This window comes from Alteromonas sp. 4NH20-0056 (assembly GCF_057539655.1).
The window spans coordinates 113223-129746 of sequence record NZ_BAAJLS010000001.1 but is presented as its reverse complement, the minus strand read 5'-3'; the positions used below and the strand labels follow the sequence as shown (position 1 = coordinate 129746).

Below are 16524 nucleotides of genomic sequence, written 5' to 3'. Positions count from 1 at the left end.
TATTCAACCTTGTTGCGTTTTATGATGCAGGATACAAGGTAGACAACCGGTTTGGTTTCTTCGCTTTATTTTGCTGCCACAGTAAACGGGCATCTTTAATTGCATCATTGAGCGACTGAAGAACCTCATCAAGGTCTGCTCGCGGTGCTTTGTGTTCTGCGAACCGCAATTGCTGAAGCTGGTTAAAGGGCGCTTGAATGCCTGCTGTCACGTCATAATCGGAAGGCGTGTATTGCACTTTTTGTTCATCGCTAATTGTTGCCATCCATGCCTGCATTGCATGACTAATCGCTTCAGGTTGTTTTGCTTTTATCGCTTTCATTACATTTTCGAACGCGCTTTTCTCTTTTTTACTACTCGAGCCGCGCGTGTCTGTAACAGCAGTACTTGGCTTGCGAGTGACCAAGACCTGGCGTTTTCTCATTACCACATACATCACGAGCAAAGCCAGCATTAATAGAATGCTTAGTGCACTTAGTGCATAAATGATGCGCCACAGCGCATGTATTTCTGCCGAGGTAGAAGGGCTCTCCCCACCAACTGCTAACTGAGGTGGGGTTTTAGCCCCTTCGTCATTTTGCTCAACGGGAACAGTATTGTTAGTTGGTGGTAGTGCCTGCGCATTTTGAGTGCTGTTGGGAACTACCGTTATGCTGCGTGCAGGGATAGTTGCATATTCGGTTTTACCCGTGAGCGTGTTAAACCACGGCACGGTAATGTCGGGCAGTACAGTTTTGCCAACAGTGGTCGGAATAATGGCAATAGAGGTTTGCCGCTGTGCAATTAAGTTTCCGTCCCGCTCTACCGTTGTTGTGGTTGATTGGTCTGGGTATAGCTTAAAGTCTGGTGGGTAGAATTCAGGGATTTCTGGCAATTGCTGTTCTACCACGCCAAGCGCAGTGAGCGTAATAATCCTGGTGACAGGTTCTCCCACCACAAAACGCTCATCTTGCGGCCATTCTTCATCTATCCTGACCATCTCAGAGGGTAACCAAGGATAATCTATATCCTGAGGGATAGGTTTAACCGTAATAGTGATGTCTGGGCCGACACGATTAATCTGCTGCGTTCTATTGAAAAAACCAAACCGTTGGTTTGTGTTTGCAGCCATTACCTCGCCGGAAAATATAGGTCCACGCAATGTAAACTCCCCCGACGCTTGTGGGATCACGGCAAAGTCCCGTTCAATAATTTGATACCGTCTTCCGTTCACAATATCCGTATATTGCTTATCTTCTCCAAGCTGTTTAATTTCCGCATTTGGCATTTCAGGTGCCTGAAGGCTGCCTCGCTCAATATTACTCGATAAAAAGAGTTTTACGGTGTAGAGCAACTGCTGATTTAAATACGACTCAGTTACATCAATATCGGTAGTGACGAAATAGTCTCTTGCCACGTTCCCTGATTGTTGTATTGGTATCACTTTTACCTGAATAGGAGACGTACGTTTACCTTCAATAGAGAATGCCGGGATGGTAAATGTTCCCTCTTTCCTTGGAAAAAGTGTTGTTGTCCACGTCGTGGTTTTCTTGGTATCAAAGTTGACGATAGACGTTTGGCTGCTAATCGATGTACGACCAACAACAAAGTCTTTTAGCAGCGATGCACTATCAAACGCATCTCTGTCTGCACTGCCTTCTGCGGTAATGGTAAGCCTAATTGCTTCATCTACCATTACAGGGTTTCTGTCTATCGTTGCTTCTACGGCGTTTACGTCTGCTAATGAATCAAAACTTATTAAGCAGAAAAAGATGAATGTAAAAAGTCGCGTAGAGAGTAGTAATGCTTTCATCTACCAATCACTCCGGTTTGAGGGCATGCGTTGTCGCTTTCGTTTTTGTGCTTCTAAAAGCATTTTCCGTTTAAGTAAAAATGCGGGATCATCTGGAACACGTCGCATTAGATTTTCCATTCGTTGCATCTCTTCTTTTTCTTCATCGGTAAGTTCTTCATCTGGCGAAGCAATTTGTTGCTCGGCTTCAACACCACTTTCATCATTAGTTTCAGACGGAGTAGGGCGAGAATTCTCTTCGTTATTGGCATCAGCTTCAGTTTGCTGTGTATTCTCATCTTGCTCAGCGTCTTGGTTATCGTCATTTGCGTCAGCCTGTTCTTGCTGAGGTTGACTATTGTCTTGTTGGCTGTTTTGTTCGCCGTCTTGCTGTTGACCATTGCTGTCGCTGTTATCGCCCTGAGAGTTGTCGTCTCCTTGCTCCTGCTGATTGCTGTTATCTTGCTCGCCGCTATCTTGGTTTTCGCCTTCGGACCCCTTTTCTTGCTGGTCTTGTTCTTGTTGCTCTTGCAATGCCTCGACTAATGCCTTGTTTTCTTGGGCATTCTGATGGTCTGGTTCAATACTTAACACTTCTTCGTATTTCGCTATCGCTTCTTTTAATTTGCCAAGCTTCGCTAACGCATTCCCCTGATTGTAAAGGCCCATTGCGCCCTCAACCTCTGAAAAGGTTTCATATGCGGCTTCGTAGTTTCCCGCTTTGTATTGCGCTGCACCTTGCCACGCCTTCGCTTCAAAAAGCGTTGCCGCGTCGGCATAATTATTCTGTTCATAGTTGGCTAACCCCTCTTGATCGTTGTTAACGAAGGGTTTTTTCCACCATGCCACACCGTCGGTTAGAGGTGCATTATTCGTATCCATGTCTTGAGCGTAACTGCGTTGCGGTGTCATAGATGAAAGCACACCTATAACAACGACAAAAACAAGGCCTTTCCTAAAGGCATACATGGCAAAAGGTAATATGAGTAACAGTAAATAGGGTCCTACCTCTTTCCACTGGTCACCACTCATATTGTTTTCATTTTCTTCGTCTCCCTCTCTATCAAGCAGCGACACGGAAGAGAGGGCAGCGATATCTGAATCGTTTGCACTAAATTGCTGAAATTTTCCACCGCTGGCCTTTACAACGCCCTTAACGGCTGATGAATTAAGTTTTGGAATAACGATACTGCCCGAGGCGTCTTTTAGTAACTCTCCACTCGCCTGCCTAATGGGCGCACCCTCTTGCGTTCCTACTGCTAGTGCATGTACGGTGAATGGCAGTGAGGAAACATATTCCTGAAGTTCTTGTTGCTGCGCAAAATCGATGCCATCGGTAATCCAATAAATCATTCCGTTGGGATAACCTGCGCTAGAGAGAAGTTCAGCTGCACGCTGAATACCCAATAAAGGGTCGCTACCAGCTACTGGCATGATTTCTGGCGATAAGCTGGGGAGAAGTGTTGTAATCGTCGTTGCATCTTGTGTTAAAGGGCTTATTACAAAGGCATCTCCTGCATAGGCAACAAGACCCATTTCACCTTCACCAATAGCATTGACCAAATCGATGGCCTTATATTTTGCCCGCGTTAGTCTATCGGGCGTCATGTCGGTGGCGCGCATAGAAAGCGACATATCTAATACAATCACGTGCCCCATTTTAACTTGGTAGACAGGTTGGGGTAGCCTTTCCCATGTGGGGCCAGCTAGCGCAACAACCGCTATAAGCCAAGTCAATGGCACTATCCATAAGGGGGGCTTTTTACCTTTTACCGTTCTACCGATTAACATATGTTGGTATAAATGGGCTGGGATCACTGACTGCCAACCAGACTGCTGTGTGGCGGCGCTACGTAGCCACACATAGAGTGCTAAAAGTGGTAACAGCGCGAAAAAGTAACCTGGGCGCAAAAAATGAAAATTCGAGACTATTTGTTGAAAAATGCTATCCATCATACGTGCGCTCCGTTGCGCTTTGCCGCATCATTGAATCTGGACACTGTTCGTCGATAAATCGAAATCACAAAAGAAGACAAAGCCCATAAAAAAGAAAGGAACACTGCCGCAGCAAGTGGGTAGTAAAACAATGCTGTCAAAGGCCGCATCTTTCTTGACTCGCCTTCGATAGGTTCAAGCATATCGAGCTGGGCATAAATCGACTGTAATTCGTCAGCGTTTCGCGCTCTAAAATATTTACCCCCAGTAGCGGTGGCAATGTCAGAGAGCATTTCTTCGTCTAACTCTTGAGAAGGGTTTATTTGACGACTGCCAAAGAAACTTTGGATCATCATTTTATCTGCGCCTACACCGACCGTGTAAACTTTAACATTTTTACTGATCGCCAACGTTTTCGCTTGCTCTGGCGTGATGTTTCCGGCAGTGTTTTGGCCATCGGTAAGAAGGATGAGCACGTTGTTAGACTCATCTCGAGCGTCAAAGCGTTTAACGGCTAGCCCTATGGCATCACCAATAGCGGTTTGTTCGCCAACAAGCCCTATGACTGATTCGCTTAATAGCGTTGATACGGTATCGCGGTCATAGGTTAACGGGGCTTGAACATAGGCTGTGTCAGCAAATAAAATAAGGCCTATTCGGTCACCCACACGACGCTGAATGAAGTCGTACACCACTGATTTTGTCATGTCGAGGCGGTTAACTTGCCTGCCATTTATTTGCATGTCGTCAATCTTCATACTTCCAGAAAGGTCCACGGCCAACATCATTTCACGACCTTCATTAGGAATACTTACTGGCTCTCCTAACCATTGTGGTCTTGCCGTTGCGGTGACAAGCAATAACCAAATAAGTGAAGCAAATAGAAGAGACCATGCTGTATTCCCCCCTTTTTTTGTTTGTGCAACGGTATCACTAGGGCGAAGCGTCGGAACCTTAAGCGCAGCCAACGATGGTGTATCCTTGGCAGGCAGTAGCAGGCGTAGCAAAAAGGGGAAGGGAAGGGTGAAAAACACCCACCACCAGGTAAACTCAAGCATGGTTTGCCTCCTGCTTTGCTTTGGTGACGAGCGCGGCGTTATGGGGAAACTGCGCGTTTAAAAGCCAGTCGCGAACTGCTGCATGTATCGTCAAAAAGTCGTCATCGCTAACGGTAGGTTGGTATAGGCGGTGTTGCAGCGCATTTAGGCCCGGTTCGATTTTTGTTTTTTGCTTATCATTCACGCGTTCTAATAATGATGTTGTCCATTCACGGCCATAAATGCTGGCAACCGATTCAGGCGACGTATACGTTATCATCACACGTTTCAGTATGCTGTTCATTGTCAGAGGCCATTGTGTGTCACTAGCAGACACTTTTTCTATCAAAACGAGGGCTTCTTTTCGCGGTTTATTATGATCGCGACGTTTTTTCCATGCCATAAGCCCAAGTGTGACACTAATGATAAAAACAAGTAATAAGCACCACCACCCCCAATCAAGCGGCCACCAGTTGACACCTGCCGGAATATCAATATCTTGCAAATTTGCCAGAGGGTCTTGTGGCGTCGGCATGCCTTGTACAGGGCTTTGCTGTGGTTGCTGAACAGGTATTGCTTGCATCAACGTTGCTCCTGTTGCATTTCTTGCAATTGCTTATCTAGCGCAAATCCAGCGGATATGGCATAGCGTGAAACGTTAGCTTTTCGAAGCTGCATGGTGATAGCGTCATTTTGCTGTGCACGCCACGCTTGATAGCGTCGTTGCTCGCTGTTATCTCCTAGCAGCCATTGCTGCTGGTTCAATCCGTCAGACACACTGACCTGTTGAACGCTTTTTGCCTGTGGCAAGCTATGCTCTATGGGGTCATCAACAATGATTCCTCGCACCTCGCAGTGTCGAGATAATTGGCTTAAATGTTGAACGGCCATGGCACTTAAATGTTGAAAATCAGAAACCACATAAACCAGACTTCCGGGGCGAGCTAGCCGACGCGCTCTTGCACACGCATCAGTAAACGCTTGTGTATCTCTTTCAGCGTTTGGAACCATCAATTTGCTTTGATGATGCATGGATGTAAGTTCGTGACATACGCGCAGCACGGCGCGCTTTCGTGTAAGAGGCTTAACTTCCTGATGCTGTTCTTGATTAAATACCAGTGCTCCCACTTTATCGCCGCGAGCCGCCGCCGACCAACTTATCAGCGCACTCACATGTGCCGCCTGAACCGCTTTGGTTAGTAGCTGTGTGCCAATCAACATGGAAGGAAGAAAATCACAAAAAAGAAAGACAGGGCGTTCTCGTTCTTCCCGGTATATTTTCGTATGGGTTTTACCTGTTCTTGCGGTTACACGCCAATCTATGGCACGAATATCATCGCCAGCCTGATAGTGACGTGCTTCATCAAATTCCATTCCTCGACCTTTATGCTTGGTCAAGTAACTGCCAGCTAATTTAGCTTGAGGCATACGCTTTGGAGCCAGACTAAAGAGCGATGAGAGTTGCTGATAACGCAGCAACTCTGCAGTAGAAAGGTTTACACCATCACTTTGCAATTTAGCAAGTTGAGATTCGACGTTCAGCATGGTCTAGGGTACAGCAACAGTGGCTACAATCTTGTCGAGTACGTTATTTACTGTTACTCCCTCGGCTTCTGCCTGATAAGACAGAATGATGCGGTGGCGAAGCACATTATGTACAACCGCTTGAATGTCATCAGGACCGACAAAGTCTCGACCGCTTAACCACGCGTGCGCGCGTGCGCATCTATCTAAGCTAATCGTTGCTCTTGGACTCGTGCCCATCGCTATCCATTGTGCCAATTCACTGTCAAAGTTCGCTGGCTGTCGCGTAGCCATAATCAGCTGTACGAGGTAATTCTCGAGCTCGGGCGCCATGTAAAGAGACAAGGCTTCTTTTCGCGATGTAAATATATCGTCTTGAGTCAGTGTTGGCGGAGTAATAGGAGGTTCTGACAGCGCTTCGCCCCGCGTGAGACGAAGAATTTCAAGTTCTGTTTCTGCGCCGGGGTAATCAATATCTACGTGCATCAAAAACCTGTCTAATTGCGCTTCGGGTAGCGGGTACGTCCCTTCTTGCTCAAGCGGGTTTTGTGTCGCCATAACTAAAAACAGCGGCGGTAACGGATATGTTTTACTGCCCACAGTAATTTGACGCTCTGCCATCGCCTCTAATAACGCCGATTGCACTTTCGCCGGAGCACGGTTTATTTCATCTGCCAATACGAGGTTATGAAATAGCGGGCCTTTTTGAAATACAAACTCACCCGTTTCTGGGCGATAAATATCAGTGCCGGTAAGATCGGCAGGCAGCAAGTCGGGCGTAAACTGAACGCGATGAAAATCACCATCAACGCCATTGGCGAGTGAATTAATAGCACGGGTTTTAGCCAGTCCCGGTGGGCCCTCTACCAGCAAGTGGCCATCTGCGAGTAACGCGATAAGAAGGCTTTTCGTTAACGCACTTTGACCAATAATTTGCTGATTCAAATATGCATGCAATCGTTGAAACTGCTCTGCTGCCATAATGTAAAATTCCCATTGAAATTCTAGTTGTCAGGAAATGTCTTGTGTATTCAGACTTCTATTTATCAAACAGATTGACACAAAACAGACTATGGTTTCCATATAAGGTTCATTCAAACGTTATTCAAGACAGTAGATTGGGGCAATTTTGCGTTAAACAATATAGAAAATGTCACAGAGTGAGTTTGTTGGATGCATCGACATAATCTGATACTGAAAAGTCACTCATGTATCGTGTTTATTTGCTATTTTGTTCATAGTTTGTAAAAATCACGTTTATTACAGGTCAGACCACTTAGTGTGCTGCTATATTTTTAGCATGCTGGGGTCATTTACTTAGGTGCATTATGGCTACAAAACAATCAGTTACTACCCGACAGGGTGATCGCATCGCTGTTGTCGCGGGGTTACGTACTCCATTTGCGAAAATGGCGACATATTTCCACGGTGTTCCCGCTGTTGATTTGGGTAAGATGGTCGTGAACGAACTTCTCGTTCGCCATGGTGTTCAAAAAGAATGGGTAGACCAAGTCGTTTACGGACAAGTAGTACAAATGCCTGAAGCGCCAAACATTGCGCGTGAGATAGTGCTTGGCACTGGCATGAATGTACATACTGATGCGTACAGCGTCTCTCGGGCGTGTGCAACGAGTTTTCAATCTACCGTAAACATTGCTGAAAGCATGATGGGTGGAACGGTACAAGTGGGTATTGCGGGTGGTGCGGACTCAACGTCAGTGTCGCCAATTGGTGTGTCGAAGAACTTAGCACGCGCACTCGTCGATTTACAGAAGACAAAAACACTGAGTCAAAAACTCAATATTTTTAAGCGTTTAAGCCTTAAAGATCTTGCTCCGGTTCCGCCAGCAGTAGCAGAGTATTCATCGGGCCTATCAATGGGACAAACTGCCGAGCAGATGGCTAAAACGCATAGCATCTCTCGTGAAGAGCAAGACAAGCTTGCTCATCGCTCTCATAGCCTTGCGGCCGAAAGTTGGGAAGCAGGTAAACTGTCTAGTGAAGTAATGACAGCCTATGCAGAACCTTACAAAGGTGCGCTTGAGCGAGATAATAACGTACGCTTTAATTCAACCCTTGAAGGTTACGCAAAGTTACGCCCTGTATTCGATAAAAAGTATGGCTCGGTAACGGCCGCGAATGCGACACCGCTCACCGACGGTGCATCAGCGATACTTATGATGACCGAAAGCCGTGCTAAAGAATTGGGCTATACCCCGTTAGGTTATATAAAAAGCTGGGCATTCTCTGCAATTGATGTGTGGGAAGACATGCTTATGGGGCCGTCGTACGCGACACCTATCGCCCTTGACCGTGCGGGTATGACATTGAATGACCTTACGCTTATCGAAATGCATGAAGCGTTTGCCGCACAAACCCTTGCGAACGTTAAGATGTTTGCTAGCGACAAGTTTGCCAAAGAAAAGCTTGGTCGAGATAAAGCGACAGGCGAAATCGATATGGACAAATTTAATGTAATGGGGAGTTCTATTGCATATGGACACCCATTTGCAGCAACGGGTACCCGAATGATTACCCAAATGTTAAACGAACTTAACCGTCGTGGCGGTGGTACTGGGCTTCTTACGGCATGTGCTGCTGGTGGTCTAGGTGCAGCAATGATAGTGGAGACAGAATAATATGAGTCAGGATACCCCAATGACAAACGACAAACAGGAAGCGTCTGGCGCATTTACCCTCACTAAACAAGACAACGGCATCGCCATTTTAACCATGGATGTGCCGGGTGAGACGATGAATACCCTGAAGGCCGAGTTTGGTGATGAAATCTCAGCCATGCTTGACGACATTGAACGTGATAACAGCATTAAGGGTGTTGTACTTACAAGCGGTAAGTCAAACTCGTTTGTTGCCGGTGCAGACATCACTATGCTTGCAGCGTGTAAAACCGCAGAAGATGCCACGACAATCGCGGCGGGTGGCCAAGCCATCTTTGATCGTATTGAAAAAATGAAGGCAACGTTTGTTGCTGCTATCCACGGTCCTGCACTGGGCGGTGGTTTAGAACTAGCATTAGCATGCCATTACCGTGTTTGCACTGATGCACCGTCAACTCAGGTTGGCCTTCCCGAAGTACAACTTGGTTTACTTCCAGGTAGCGGCGGTACGCAGCGTTTACCACGACTCATCGGCATTCAACAAGCGATGAAAATGATGCTTACTGGTGCGCCAGCTCGCGCTAAGCAAGCCAAAAAATATGGCATTGTTGACGAAGTTGTTCCTCACAGCGTGTTACTCGAAGTGGCTGAGCAATTTGCATTGAAACGCAAACCTGAACGTGAATCGCCGCAAAAGGGCATGATGAATAAGGTGCTTGAAAATACCGGGCCAGGCCGTTCAATGCTGTTCAAAAAGGCGCGAGAAGCGACCTTTGCCAAAACTAAAGGGAACTACCCGTCACCTGGCTATATCATCGATGTAATCGAAACCGGTATGAGCGAAGGAATGGAAGCGGGCTTGCGTGCTGAGGCTGAAGCATTTGGTAAGCTTGTCATGACGCCTGAATCATTCCAGTTGCGCCAAATTTTCTTTGCAACTACTGAGATGAAAAAAGAAAATGGCGTTGAGGGCGTGAAGCCTCAAAAAATGAACAAAGTAGGTGTGCTTGGTGGTGGCTTAATGGGCGGCGGTATTGCGTTTGTTACCTCAACGAAAGCGGGCGTGCCTGTACGCATAAAAGACGTACGCGCTGAAGGCATTGCTAACGCGATGAAATACAGTTACGACATCTTGAACAAAAAGGTTAAGAAACGCTTCATCCGCAATAGCGAAATGCAAAAGCAATTAGCGCTGCTAACCGGTACACTTGATTATAGCGGCTACCAAGACATGGATATTGTTGTGGAAGCAGTATTTGAAGATCTTGACCTTAAACAAAAGATGGTTGCAGACATAGAAGAGAATTGTAAAGAAAGTACAATTTTCGCTTCAAATACCTCGTCTATTCCCATAACTCAGATAGCAGCAAACGCAGCACGTCCAGAAAATGTTATCGGCCTTCACTATTTCTCTCCAGTAGATAAAATGCCGCTAGCAGAGGTTATTGCACACGATAAAACATCTGAAAAAGTCATTTCATCTACGGTTGAATTTGCTAAGAAGCAAGGTAAAACTCCCGTTGTTGTTAAAGATGGTGCAGGGTTTTATGTAAACCGTATTCTAGCGCCTTATATGAACGAAGCCGCAAACCTTATTCTTGATGGCGAGCCTATTGAACACATCGATAAGTCGTTAGTTAAGTTTGGTTTCCCTGTAGGCCCTGTGAAGCTTTTAGATGAAGTTGGTATAGACGTTGGTACCAAGATCATTCCATTCCTTGTAGAGGCGTTCGGAGAGCGCTTTACTGCACCGTCTGCATTTGACAAAGTGTTAGCAGATGGTCGTAAAGGTAAGAAGAACCAAAAAGGATTCTACAAGTACGAAGGTAAAAAGCCTGGTAAAGAGGTAGACGAAACTATCTATTCGCTACTTAGCCTTTCTCCATCATCACGTTTAAGTGAAAAAGAAGTTGCTGAACGCTGTGTTCTTATGATGCTTAACGAAGCGGCACGTTGTCTTGATGAGGGCGTAATAAGAAACGCAAGAGACGGTGATATTGGTGCAATATTCGGCATTGGCTTCCCGCCTTTCTTAGGTGGTCCTTTCCGCTATATGGATACGATTGGTATTAAACAAATCGTTGAGCGTCTTAATCACTTTGCCAGCAGTGTTGGTGATAAGTTCGCCCCAGCAGACATATTGCTAACAATGGCTGAAAATGATCAAACGTTTTACTAACAAGTAAATAAAATGTAAAAAACCAGGCTTTGCCTGGTTTTTTTATGCCAAAGGCTAAAAAGTGCTGGTTTTATAGGCATTTTTCATTAGAATCCGGCGTCGAAAACTTCCATGCAACGCATCGCAAGCGTCAACGTATAAATGCATTGTTTAATACAGATTAGGAGCGAATATGATAGCTATTGTTCTTTTGAGTTTGCTAAGCTGCGCATTTTTCTATGTGGAAGCGATTAAATGGGGAATGAATGCTAAAACCTGGGCTTTTGGTGGTTTGGTGCTTGGGCCGTTTTTAATGCCCATGTTTGCTATCTCGCGTCATATTCACTGGCGAAACGCGGTGGGTTTTAATAATCTTTATATCAGTGCGTAAATCGTAACCTATCACAATCCTCGTAAAACTTACTATCCTCACGCAAAAAAAAAAGAGAGTATACACTCTCTTTCGAAGAATTCGTTTCGGCTATTAGAAGCCAACACCATAACCACCGCCAGTAGTCGGCTTTACAGTTTGAGGCTGTGTTACAGTCTCGTTTTGTTTCTTAGGAGTTTGATTAGCACCGTCTTGCTTATCAGCAGCAACAGGGGTAGCGGTAGATAGTACTAATGCAACAGCATACTCTTTTAACATGTGTAAACCTCTATTTTTATTATTGAACGAACAAACAAAGCCGATGAAAAAGGATGTCATCGACATAGAGGATATAGCTAATCTTGTGCCAACTTTTTAAGCTTTTGATTTTAAAGGGCTTTATTGGAAAGTGATGAGTTTTTGACGTTTGCTTTAGTCTTAAGTCTATTAGCCTAAGGATGGTGTCAAATATTTGAATGGCCGAGCAAATTATGTAACTGTTGATTTTCAGTTAACAGTTTCTCAAAGCGTTCGGCGCTTAACGGGCGGCTATAAAGAAAGCCTTGTAACATTTCACAGTCGTAGCGACGTAAAATATTCAGCTGGTCCTCTTCTTCAACACCTTCTGCTACCACCTTAAGACCTAAGTTGTGTGCAATGTTAATGATTGCCGCGGCCATATGTCGATCTACGCTGCTTTTGGCGATATCATCAATAAATGCCTTGTCTATTTTAAGGGTATTTAGTGGGAAGCGTTTTAAATAGGCTAGGGAAGAGTACCCCGTTCCAAAGTCATCGAGAGCTAAATGAATACCACGCTCTCTAAGGCGGCTCATCATTTGTAGACCGTTCTCTGGATTTTCCATCAGGGTGCCTTCCGTAATCTCACACTCTAGATGTAAAGGCGAAAGACCCACTTCACTGAGTACTTGGTTTATGCGGTCGTCAAGGTCGGGCAGCTCGAACTGTTTGGCTGAGATATTTACCGCCACGCGACCACTGAACAAACCTTGAGAAACCCAACGTTTAGTATCGGCACATGCCTTACGCAATACTTGCTCACCAATTTCGATGATCTGCCCTGTTTGTTCTGCAAGTGGGATAAATTGCCCGGGGCTAACAATGCCCTTTTGCGGATGCTCAAAGCGCACAAGTGCTTCCATACTGACTAGTTTTCCCGATGCAATATCCACCTTAGGTTGGTAGTAAACCGTAAACAAGTCGTCTTTTATTCCTTGTCTTATGAGGTTTTCAATTTGCAGTTGGCGCACGGCATGCTGATTCATTTCCCCACTAAAGAACTGATAGCTATTACCACCATTGTTTTTTGCAAAATACATGGCGGTGTCGGCGTTTTTAAGCATCTCTTGCGGCGTGGTGCCGTCGGCAGGGAAGAAGGCTATTCCTACGCTTGCGCCAAGTACAAACTCTTGTTTGTTGATGATAAAAGGCCGAGATAACGTGTCGAGCACACTTTGGGCATAATGTGTAACGGTGTGGACATCGGCGCTGTCTTCCATCAATACGCTAAACTCATCGCCGCCTAAACGATAGCAGGTGGCACTTTTGCCAGTTATTCGCTGCAATCGTTTTGCTATTTGTTTAATTAATATATCGCCGGTTTGGTGACCTAGTGAGTCGTTAATCTTTTTGAAGTTATCCATGTCCAAGCATAGCAGTGTATGCGGGGACGCCTTACGCACTAAATTCTGGTGACTCGCCTGGAAAAATGAACGGTTGGGCAGTTCTGTAAGTGGGTCGGTATTCGCAAGTTTAAGCAATTCTTTCTCGGTACTTTTACGAGAAGTGATGTCACTGAAAACACCTACAAAATGGCTTATTTTTCCATCGTCATCGTGCACGGCGTCAATGTTGAGCTCCATTTCATAGCGCTCACCATTCACTCGGACCGATTCAACTTCGCCAGACCAATTACCTTTTGCTTTAAGGGTTTTTTTAATTTCTTCGGTAAACGCTTCTGGGTATAGGTGAAAATGCATGTAGCTTGCCAGAGATTGTGCCCTGGTTTCGCCGGTATATCCGCAATATGCATTGTTAACCGATATAAATTTAAACTGGGTATTTGTGATAAATACCCCTTCAGAAATATTTTCGATTGAGCGTTTAAACAGGTTTAGCTGCTCTTCAGCCTCTTTAAGGTGGTGAATGTTTTTAAGAGTTCCGGTCATGCGTACCGGCTGCTGATTGTGATCGCGCTCTACAACTTTTCCGCGGTCTAAAATCCATATCCATTGGTTTTTGAACGTTTTTGCACGATACGTTAATTCGTAAAAGTCGCTTTTACCCTCTAAGTGCTCTCGTAAAGACGCACGAACTCGCTCTATATCATTAGGGTGAATATTGGCATCGTATGCGCCGGTGGTGCGGATGTCATCCTGAGGGAAGTCTAATTCCCCCCATGTATTAGCACGATATACCTGGCCTTTATACACATCCCAATCCCATAGTTCATCACCAGAGCTCCATAACGTAAGTTTTAAGCGCTCTTCTGACTCTTGTATGGCAAGCTGGTTAGCAGCCCGAATTTGATATTGACGAATAACAAATGCTGAAAACACGGCAAGCAGTAACCCATAAAAGACAAGGGCTACGGTATGAAGCCAAGGCGGGCGTGCTACATCTATATTCAATACTCGGCTAGTGGACCAAGTTTTACCCGGCTCTCTCGCCTGTACTTCGAATGTATACTGACCAAACGATATATTATTGAACTCGGCTTCTTTTTTCGTGCCGTTGTAGAACCAATCATTGCCAAAGCCACTAAATCGGTATCGATATACGACTTGTTTAGGATATACCGGGTTTACCAATTCAAAGGCAATGCTAAACCGAGATTCATCATACAAAAGTGCGATGTTGTCTTTATAAATAATATTTTTCTTCGTGTAGCTACTTTCATCATTTGCGCGTGAAGGGTCCACATTGTTTTCTTTCGCGTCATTGGATGAGCCAAAAATATTAAACTGAGAAAGCTCGGGCGCTAGGGTTGGCGCGTCGCTAGCATTATTAGTGGAAACAGGAGATATTTTGTTGAAGCCTTTGTTTCCACCAAAATAAATGACACTGTTAGAGGATGCAAACGCTGAGCCTTCCCCTAAGGAGTTATATTGTAATTCGTCATTGGGTATAAAACTTTCCTCTTTAAGGGATGGCAAGTGTATCTGATGCACGCCTTTAGCATCGGCGTACCAGATACTGTTGCCCAACCCTACGGTCGAAATAATAAAACCGTTGTCGCTGTCGCGACTTTGCTTTTTGATAATTGAGTAGGTCGTCTTGTCAAGCATCACAATGCCGTCAGAACGGGTGGTAAGCCAAAAACCCTCAGCAGTTTCATATACACCGTAAACTAATGAGTTAATGCCGGAAGATGCGTCTAACTCCGCTATGACAGCCTGTTTTTTAAGCGAGTAAATGGTTATTCCATTTTCATCCTGGAGCCATAGTTGATGTGCTCCATCTGTAAAAATAGGGCGCAGTGATTCGGAAATAATGTTTGGGTCAAGCGCAATAATTTCTGTCGACGTATTGGGGTTGTGAAAAGACGATATATCGACGCCTCTAGCGCCTTGTGATTTTAACCATACCCACACTCGCTTTTTGTCTATATGGACATAGTCAATTTCAACACCCTTAAAAAGCGTATCTTTTAAAATAAGGCCGTTCTCGCCTTCTTCGTAAATGAGTAAACCATTGGATGTGCCTGCCCATAGTGTTCCATACGCATCTATCTTTAAATCCCAATAGTAAGTTGGTTCACCAGAGATATCATAAAAGGAGGTATCGCCAGTGTCACTGTCTATTTTTCCAATGCCTTGTTCTTGAGCGGCTAAAAAAATGTCTTCATCATCTCTTTGAGTAATAGCCCAGATAGTGGAGAAATTATCAGGTGATTTTCGTTCTGATTTATAAAGGGGCTGAAAGTGAAGGCTGGCATACTCAGCATGATATCTGAAGGCGCCTTGTTTAAAAGTTGCTGCCCACACGACGCCAGTTCTGTCTTGGATAATTTTTATTACTATTGCTGTAGGCAGGCCGGTTGCATCGAAAGTATCAGAGTTAAGATGCACAAAACTAAGGGGGGTATTGCTAGTAATGTCATTCGCTGCTGCGTTGTCCAAAATAAATAACCCTGATGTTGAACCAACCCATACATTATCACCTACTGATTGAATACTCAGGATGTTGATGTTGCCTGTGAGGCCTAGCGAATCGCCGTTAATCTCCTTTAGTGTTTCTCCAGTTGCAGAAACTATCTTTATTCCTTCGTTGGTCGCGAGCCAATAATTATTGTTAATAATTTTAAGATCATGAAGTGACTTAGCTTCTAGTACAATTCCCCACGGATTAACCTTGTCGAGGTCATATATTTTACCGTCAGACTTGTTGTACATTGTAGCGCCGAATTCATTAGACCCCAGCCATGTTCTGTTTGGCTCATCGACGATTGTTTTAAAAAAAGTTTTCTTTTGGAATACTTCAGTTATGACTGAAATTTCTTGGGTGCTTTTATCTACCTTGTACAGGTACTGCATGTCAGCAAATAATATATCGCCGTTAGTCGATTCACTGATAGCGGTAATGAAGCTGGTTTGTATTGCGGAATTATTTTTGTCAAAAACTTTAAAGTTATCGGTTTCTGGAATGTATTTGGCAAGCCCTTCTTGAGTAGCAACCCATAGGGTGTCATTCGAATCGATAAATAGTTGTTGGATGTAGCCCGACGGTAGTGAAGATGTATCTACATCTGATGGATGATACTGCTTCATCTCATAGCCAGAATACCGGTTTAACCCGTTTGAGGTCGCTAGCCAAATATAACCTGCGCCGTCTTCCACAACGTCCAAAACAGTTGTGTCGGATAACCCTTGCCGTTTATTCAACTCGGTAAAATGTAGATCAGACACTTCGATAGCTTTAGCAGTGGAAAACAATAGTCCAACTGAAAGAAGCCAAACAAAAAGCACTGAATTTGTTAGGGTTGTGCGCACCTAAACACCTTTGGCGTGTCGCCTTTTATTATAATTTATGTTTTAACGACGCTATGACATACCGTCCTTCTATCAAATATGCCCAATAATAGAAGGCTC

11 protein-coding genes are annotated in these 16524 nt (G+C 44.8%); 3 read left to right on the top strand and 8 right to left on the bottom strand.

Annotation, left to right across the window (positions count from 1 at the left end):
- Nucleotides 1-19: 19 nt before the first annotated feature.
- From AC27EZ_RS00585 to AC27EZ_RS00560, 6 genes are read right to left on the bottom strand one after another with little or no spacing between them, the layout of a single operon-like run.
- Nucleotides 20-1792 carry a BatD family protein gene (locus AC27EZ_RS00585; RefSeq protein ID WP_487133460.1) on the bottom strand — a complete coding sequence of 591 codons (1773 nt, stop codon included), beginning with the start codon at nucleotides 1790-1792 and terminating at the stop codon, nucleotides 20-22.
- Nucleotides 1793-3727: a vWA domain-containing protein gene (locus AC27EZ_RS00580; RefSeq protein ID WP_487133459.1), complete on the bottom strand. Its 1935-nt coding sequence runs from the start codon at nucleotides 3725-3727 to the stop codon at nucleotides 1793-1795.
- A complete protein-coding gene (locus AC27EZ_RS00575; RefSeq protein ID WP_487133458.1) occupies nucleotides 3724-4764 on the bottom strand; it encodes a vWA domain-containing protein in 1041 nt (346 codons plus the stop codon). The genes AC27EZ_RS00580 and AC27EZ_RS00575 overlap by 4 nt, the downstream gene beginning before the upstream one ends.
- On the bottom strand, nucleotides 4757-5326 hold the full coding sequence (locus AC27EZ_RS00570) for a DUF4381 domain-containing protein (protein WP_487133457.1): 570 nt from the start codon (nucleotides 5324-5326) through the stop codon (nucleotides 4757-4759). Before AC27EZ_RS00570 ends, AC27EZ_RS00575 begins: the two co-directional genes overlap by 8 nt.
- A complete protein-coding gene (locus tag AC27EZ_RS00565; RefSeq protein WP_487133456.1) occupies nucleotides 5326-6288 on the bottom strand; it encodes a DUF58 domain-containing protein in 963 nt (320 codons plus the stop codon). The genes AC27EZ_RS00570 and AC27EZ_RS00565 overlap by 1 nt, the downstream gene beginning before the upstream one ends.
- Nucleotides 6289-6291: 3 nt before the next feature.
- A complete protein-coding gene (locus tag AC27EZ_RS00560; RefSeq protein ID WP_487133455.1) occupies nucleotides 6292-7248 on the bottom strand; it encodes an AAA family ATPase in 957 nt (318 codons plus the stop codon).
- 347 nt (nucleotides 7249-7595) lie between these two features.
- Between AC27EZ_RS00560 and fadI the strand changes: the two genes are divergently transcribed.
- From fadI to AC27EZ_RS00545, 3 genes are all read left to right on the top strand, one after another.
- On the top strand, nucleotides 7596-8906 hold the full coding sequence (gene fadI / locus AC27EZ_RS00555) for an acetyl-CoA C-acyltransferase FadI (RefSeq protein ID WP_487133454.1): 1311 nt from the start codon (nucleotides 7596-7598) through the stop codon (nucleotides 8904-8906).
- 19 nt (nucleotides 8907-8925) lie between these two features.
- Nucleotides 8926-11064, top strand: coding sequence for a fatty acid oxidation complex subunit alpha FadJ (fadJ, locus tag AC27EZ_RS00550; RefSeq protein ID WP_487133979.1), 2139 nt, complete (start codon nucleotides 8926-8928; stop codon nucleotides 11062-11064).
- A 172-nt stretch (nucleotides 11065-11236) separates the two neighbouring features.
- Nucleotides 11237-11434, top strand: a complete 198-nt coding sequence (locus tag AC27EZ_RS00545; RefSeq protein WP_487133453.1) for a hypothetical protein — start codon at nucleotides 11237-11239, stop codon at nucleotides 11432-11434.
- A 93-nt stretch (nucleotides 11435-11527) separates the two neighbouring features.
- On the opposite strand, the gene AC27EZ_RS00540 is transcribed toward AC27EZ_RS00545, so the two are convergent.
- Nucleotides 11528-11692 carry a hypothetical protein gene (locus AC27EZ_RS00540; RefSeq protein ID WP_487133452.1) on the bottom strand — a complete coding sequence of 55 codons (165 nt, stop codon included), beginning with the start codon at nucleotides 11690-11692 and terminating at the stop codon, nucleotides 11528-11530.
- A gap of 185 nt (nucleotides 11693-11877) precedes the next feature.
- Entirely contained in the window at nucleotides 11878-16425 is a 4548-nt protein-coding gene (locus tag AC27EZ_RS00535) for an EAL domain-containing protein (protein WP_487133451.1), read from the bottom strand.
- Nucleotides 16426-16524: the final 99 nt, after the last annotated feature.

Coding starts and splice junctions, on each gene's coding strand:
- AC27EZ_RS00585 (WP_487133460.1), bottom strand. CDS start 1,792: ATGAAAGCATTACTACTCTCTACGCGACTTTTTACATTCATCTTTTTC.
- AC27EZ_RS00580 (WP_487133459.1), bottom strand. CDS start 3,727: ATGATGGATAGCATTTTTCAACAAATAGTCTCGAATTTTCATTTTTTG.
- AC27EZ_RS00575 (WP_487133458.1), bottom strand. CDS start 4,764: ATGCTTGAGTTTACCTGGTGGTGGGTGTTTTTCACCCTTCCCTTCCCC.
- AC27EZ_RS00570 (WP_487133457.1), bottom strand. CDS start 5,326: ATGCAAGCAATACCTGTTCAGCAACCACAGCAAAGCCCTGTACAAGGC.
- AC27EZ_RS00565 (WP_487133456.1), bottom strand. CDS start 6,288: ATGCTGAACGTCGAATCTCAACTTGCTAAATTGCAAAGTGATGGTGTA.
- AC27EZ_RS00560 (WP_487133455.1), bottom strand. CDS start 7,248: ATGGCAGCAGAGCAGTTTCAACGATTGCATGCATATTTGAATCAGCAA.
- fadI (WP_487133454.1), top strand. CDS start 7,596: ATGGCTACAAAACAATCAGTTACTACCCGACAGGGTGATCGCATCGCT.
- fadJ (WP_487133979.1), top strand. CDS start 8,926: ATGACAAACGACAAACAGGAAGCGTCTGGCGCATTTACCCTCACTAAA.
- AC27EZ_RS00545 (WP_487133453.1), top strand. CDS start 11,237: ATGATAGCTATTGTTCTTTTGAGTTTGCTAAGCTGCGCATTTTTCTAT.
- AC27EZ_RS00540 (WP_487133452.1), bottom strand. CDS start 11,692: ATGTTAAAAGAGTATGCTGTTGCATTAGTACTATCTACCGCTACCCCT.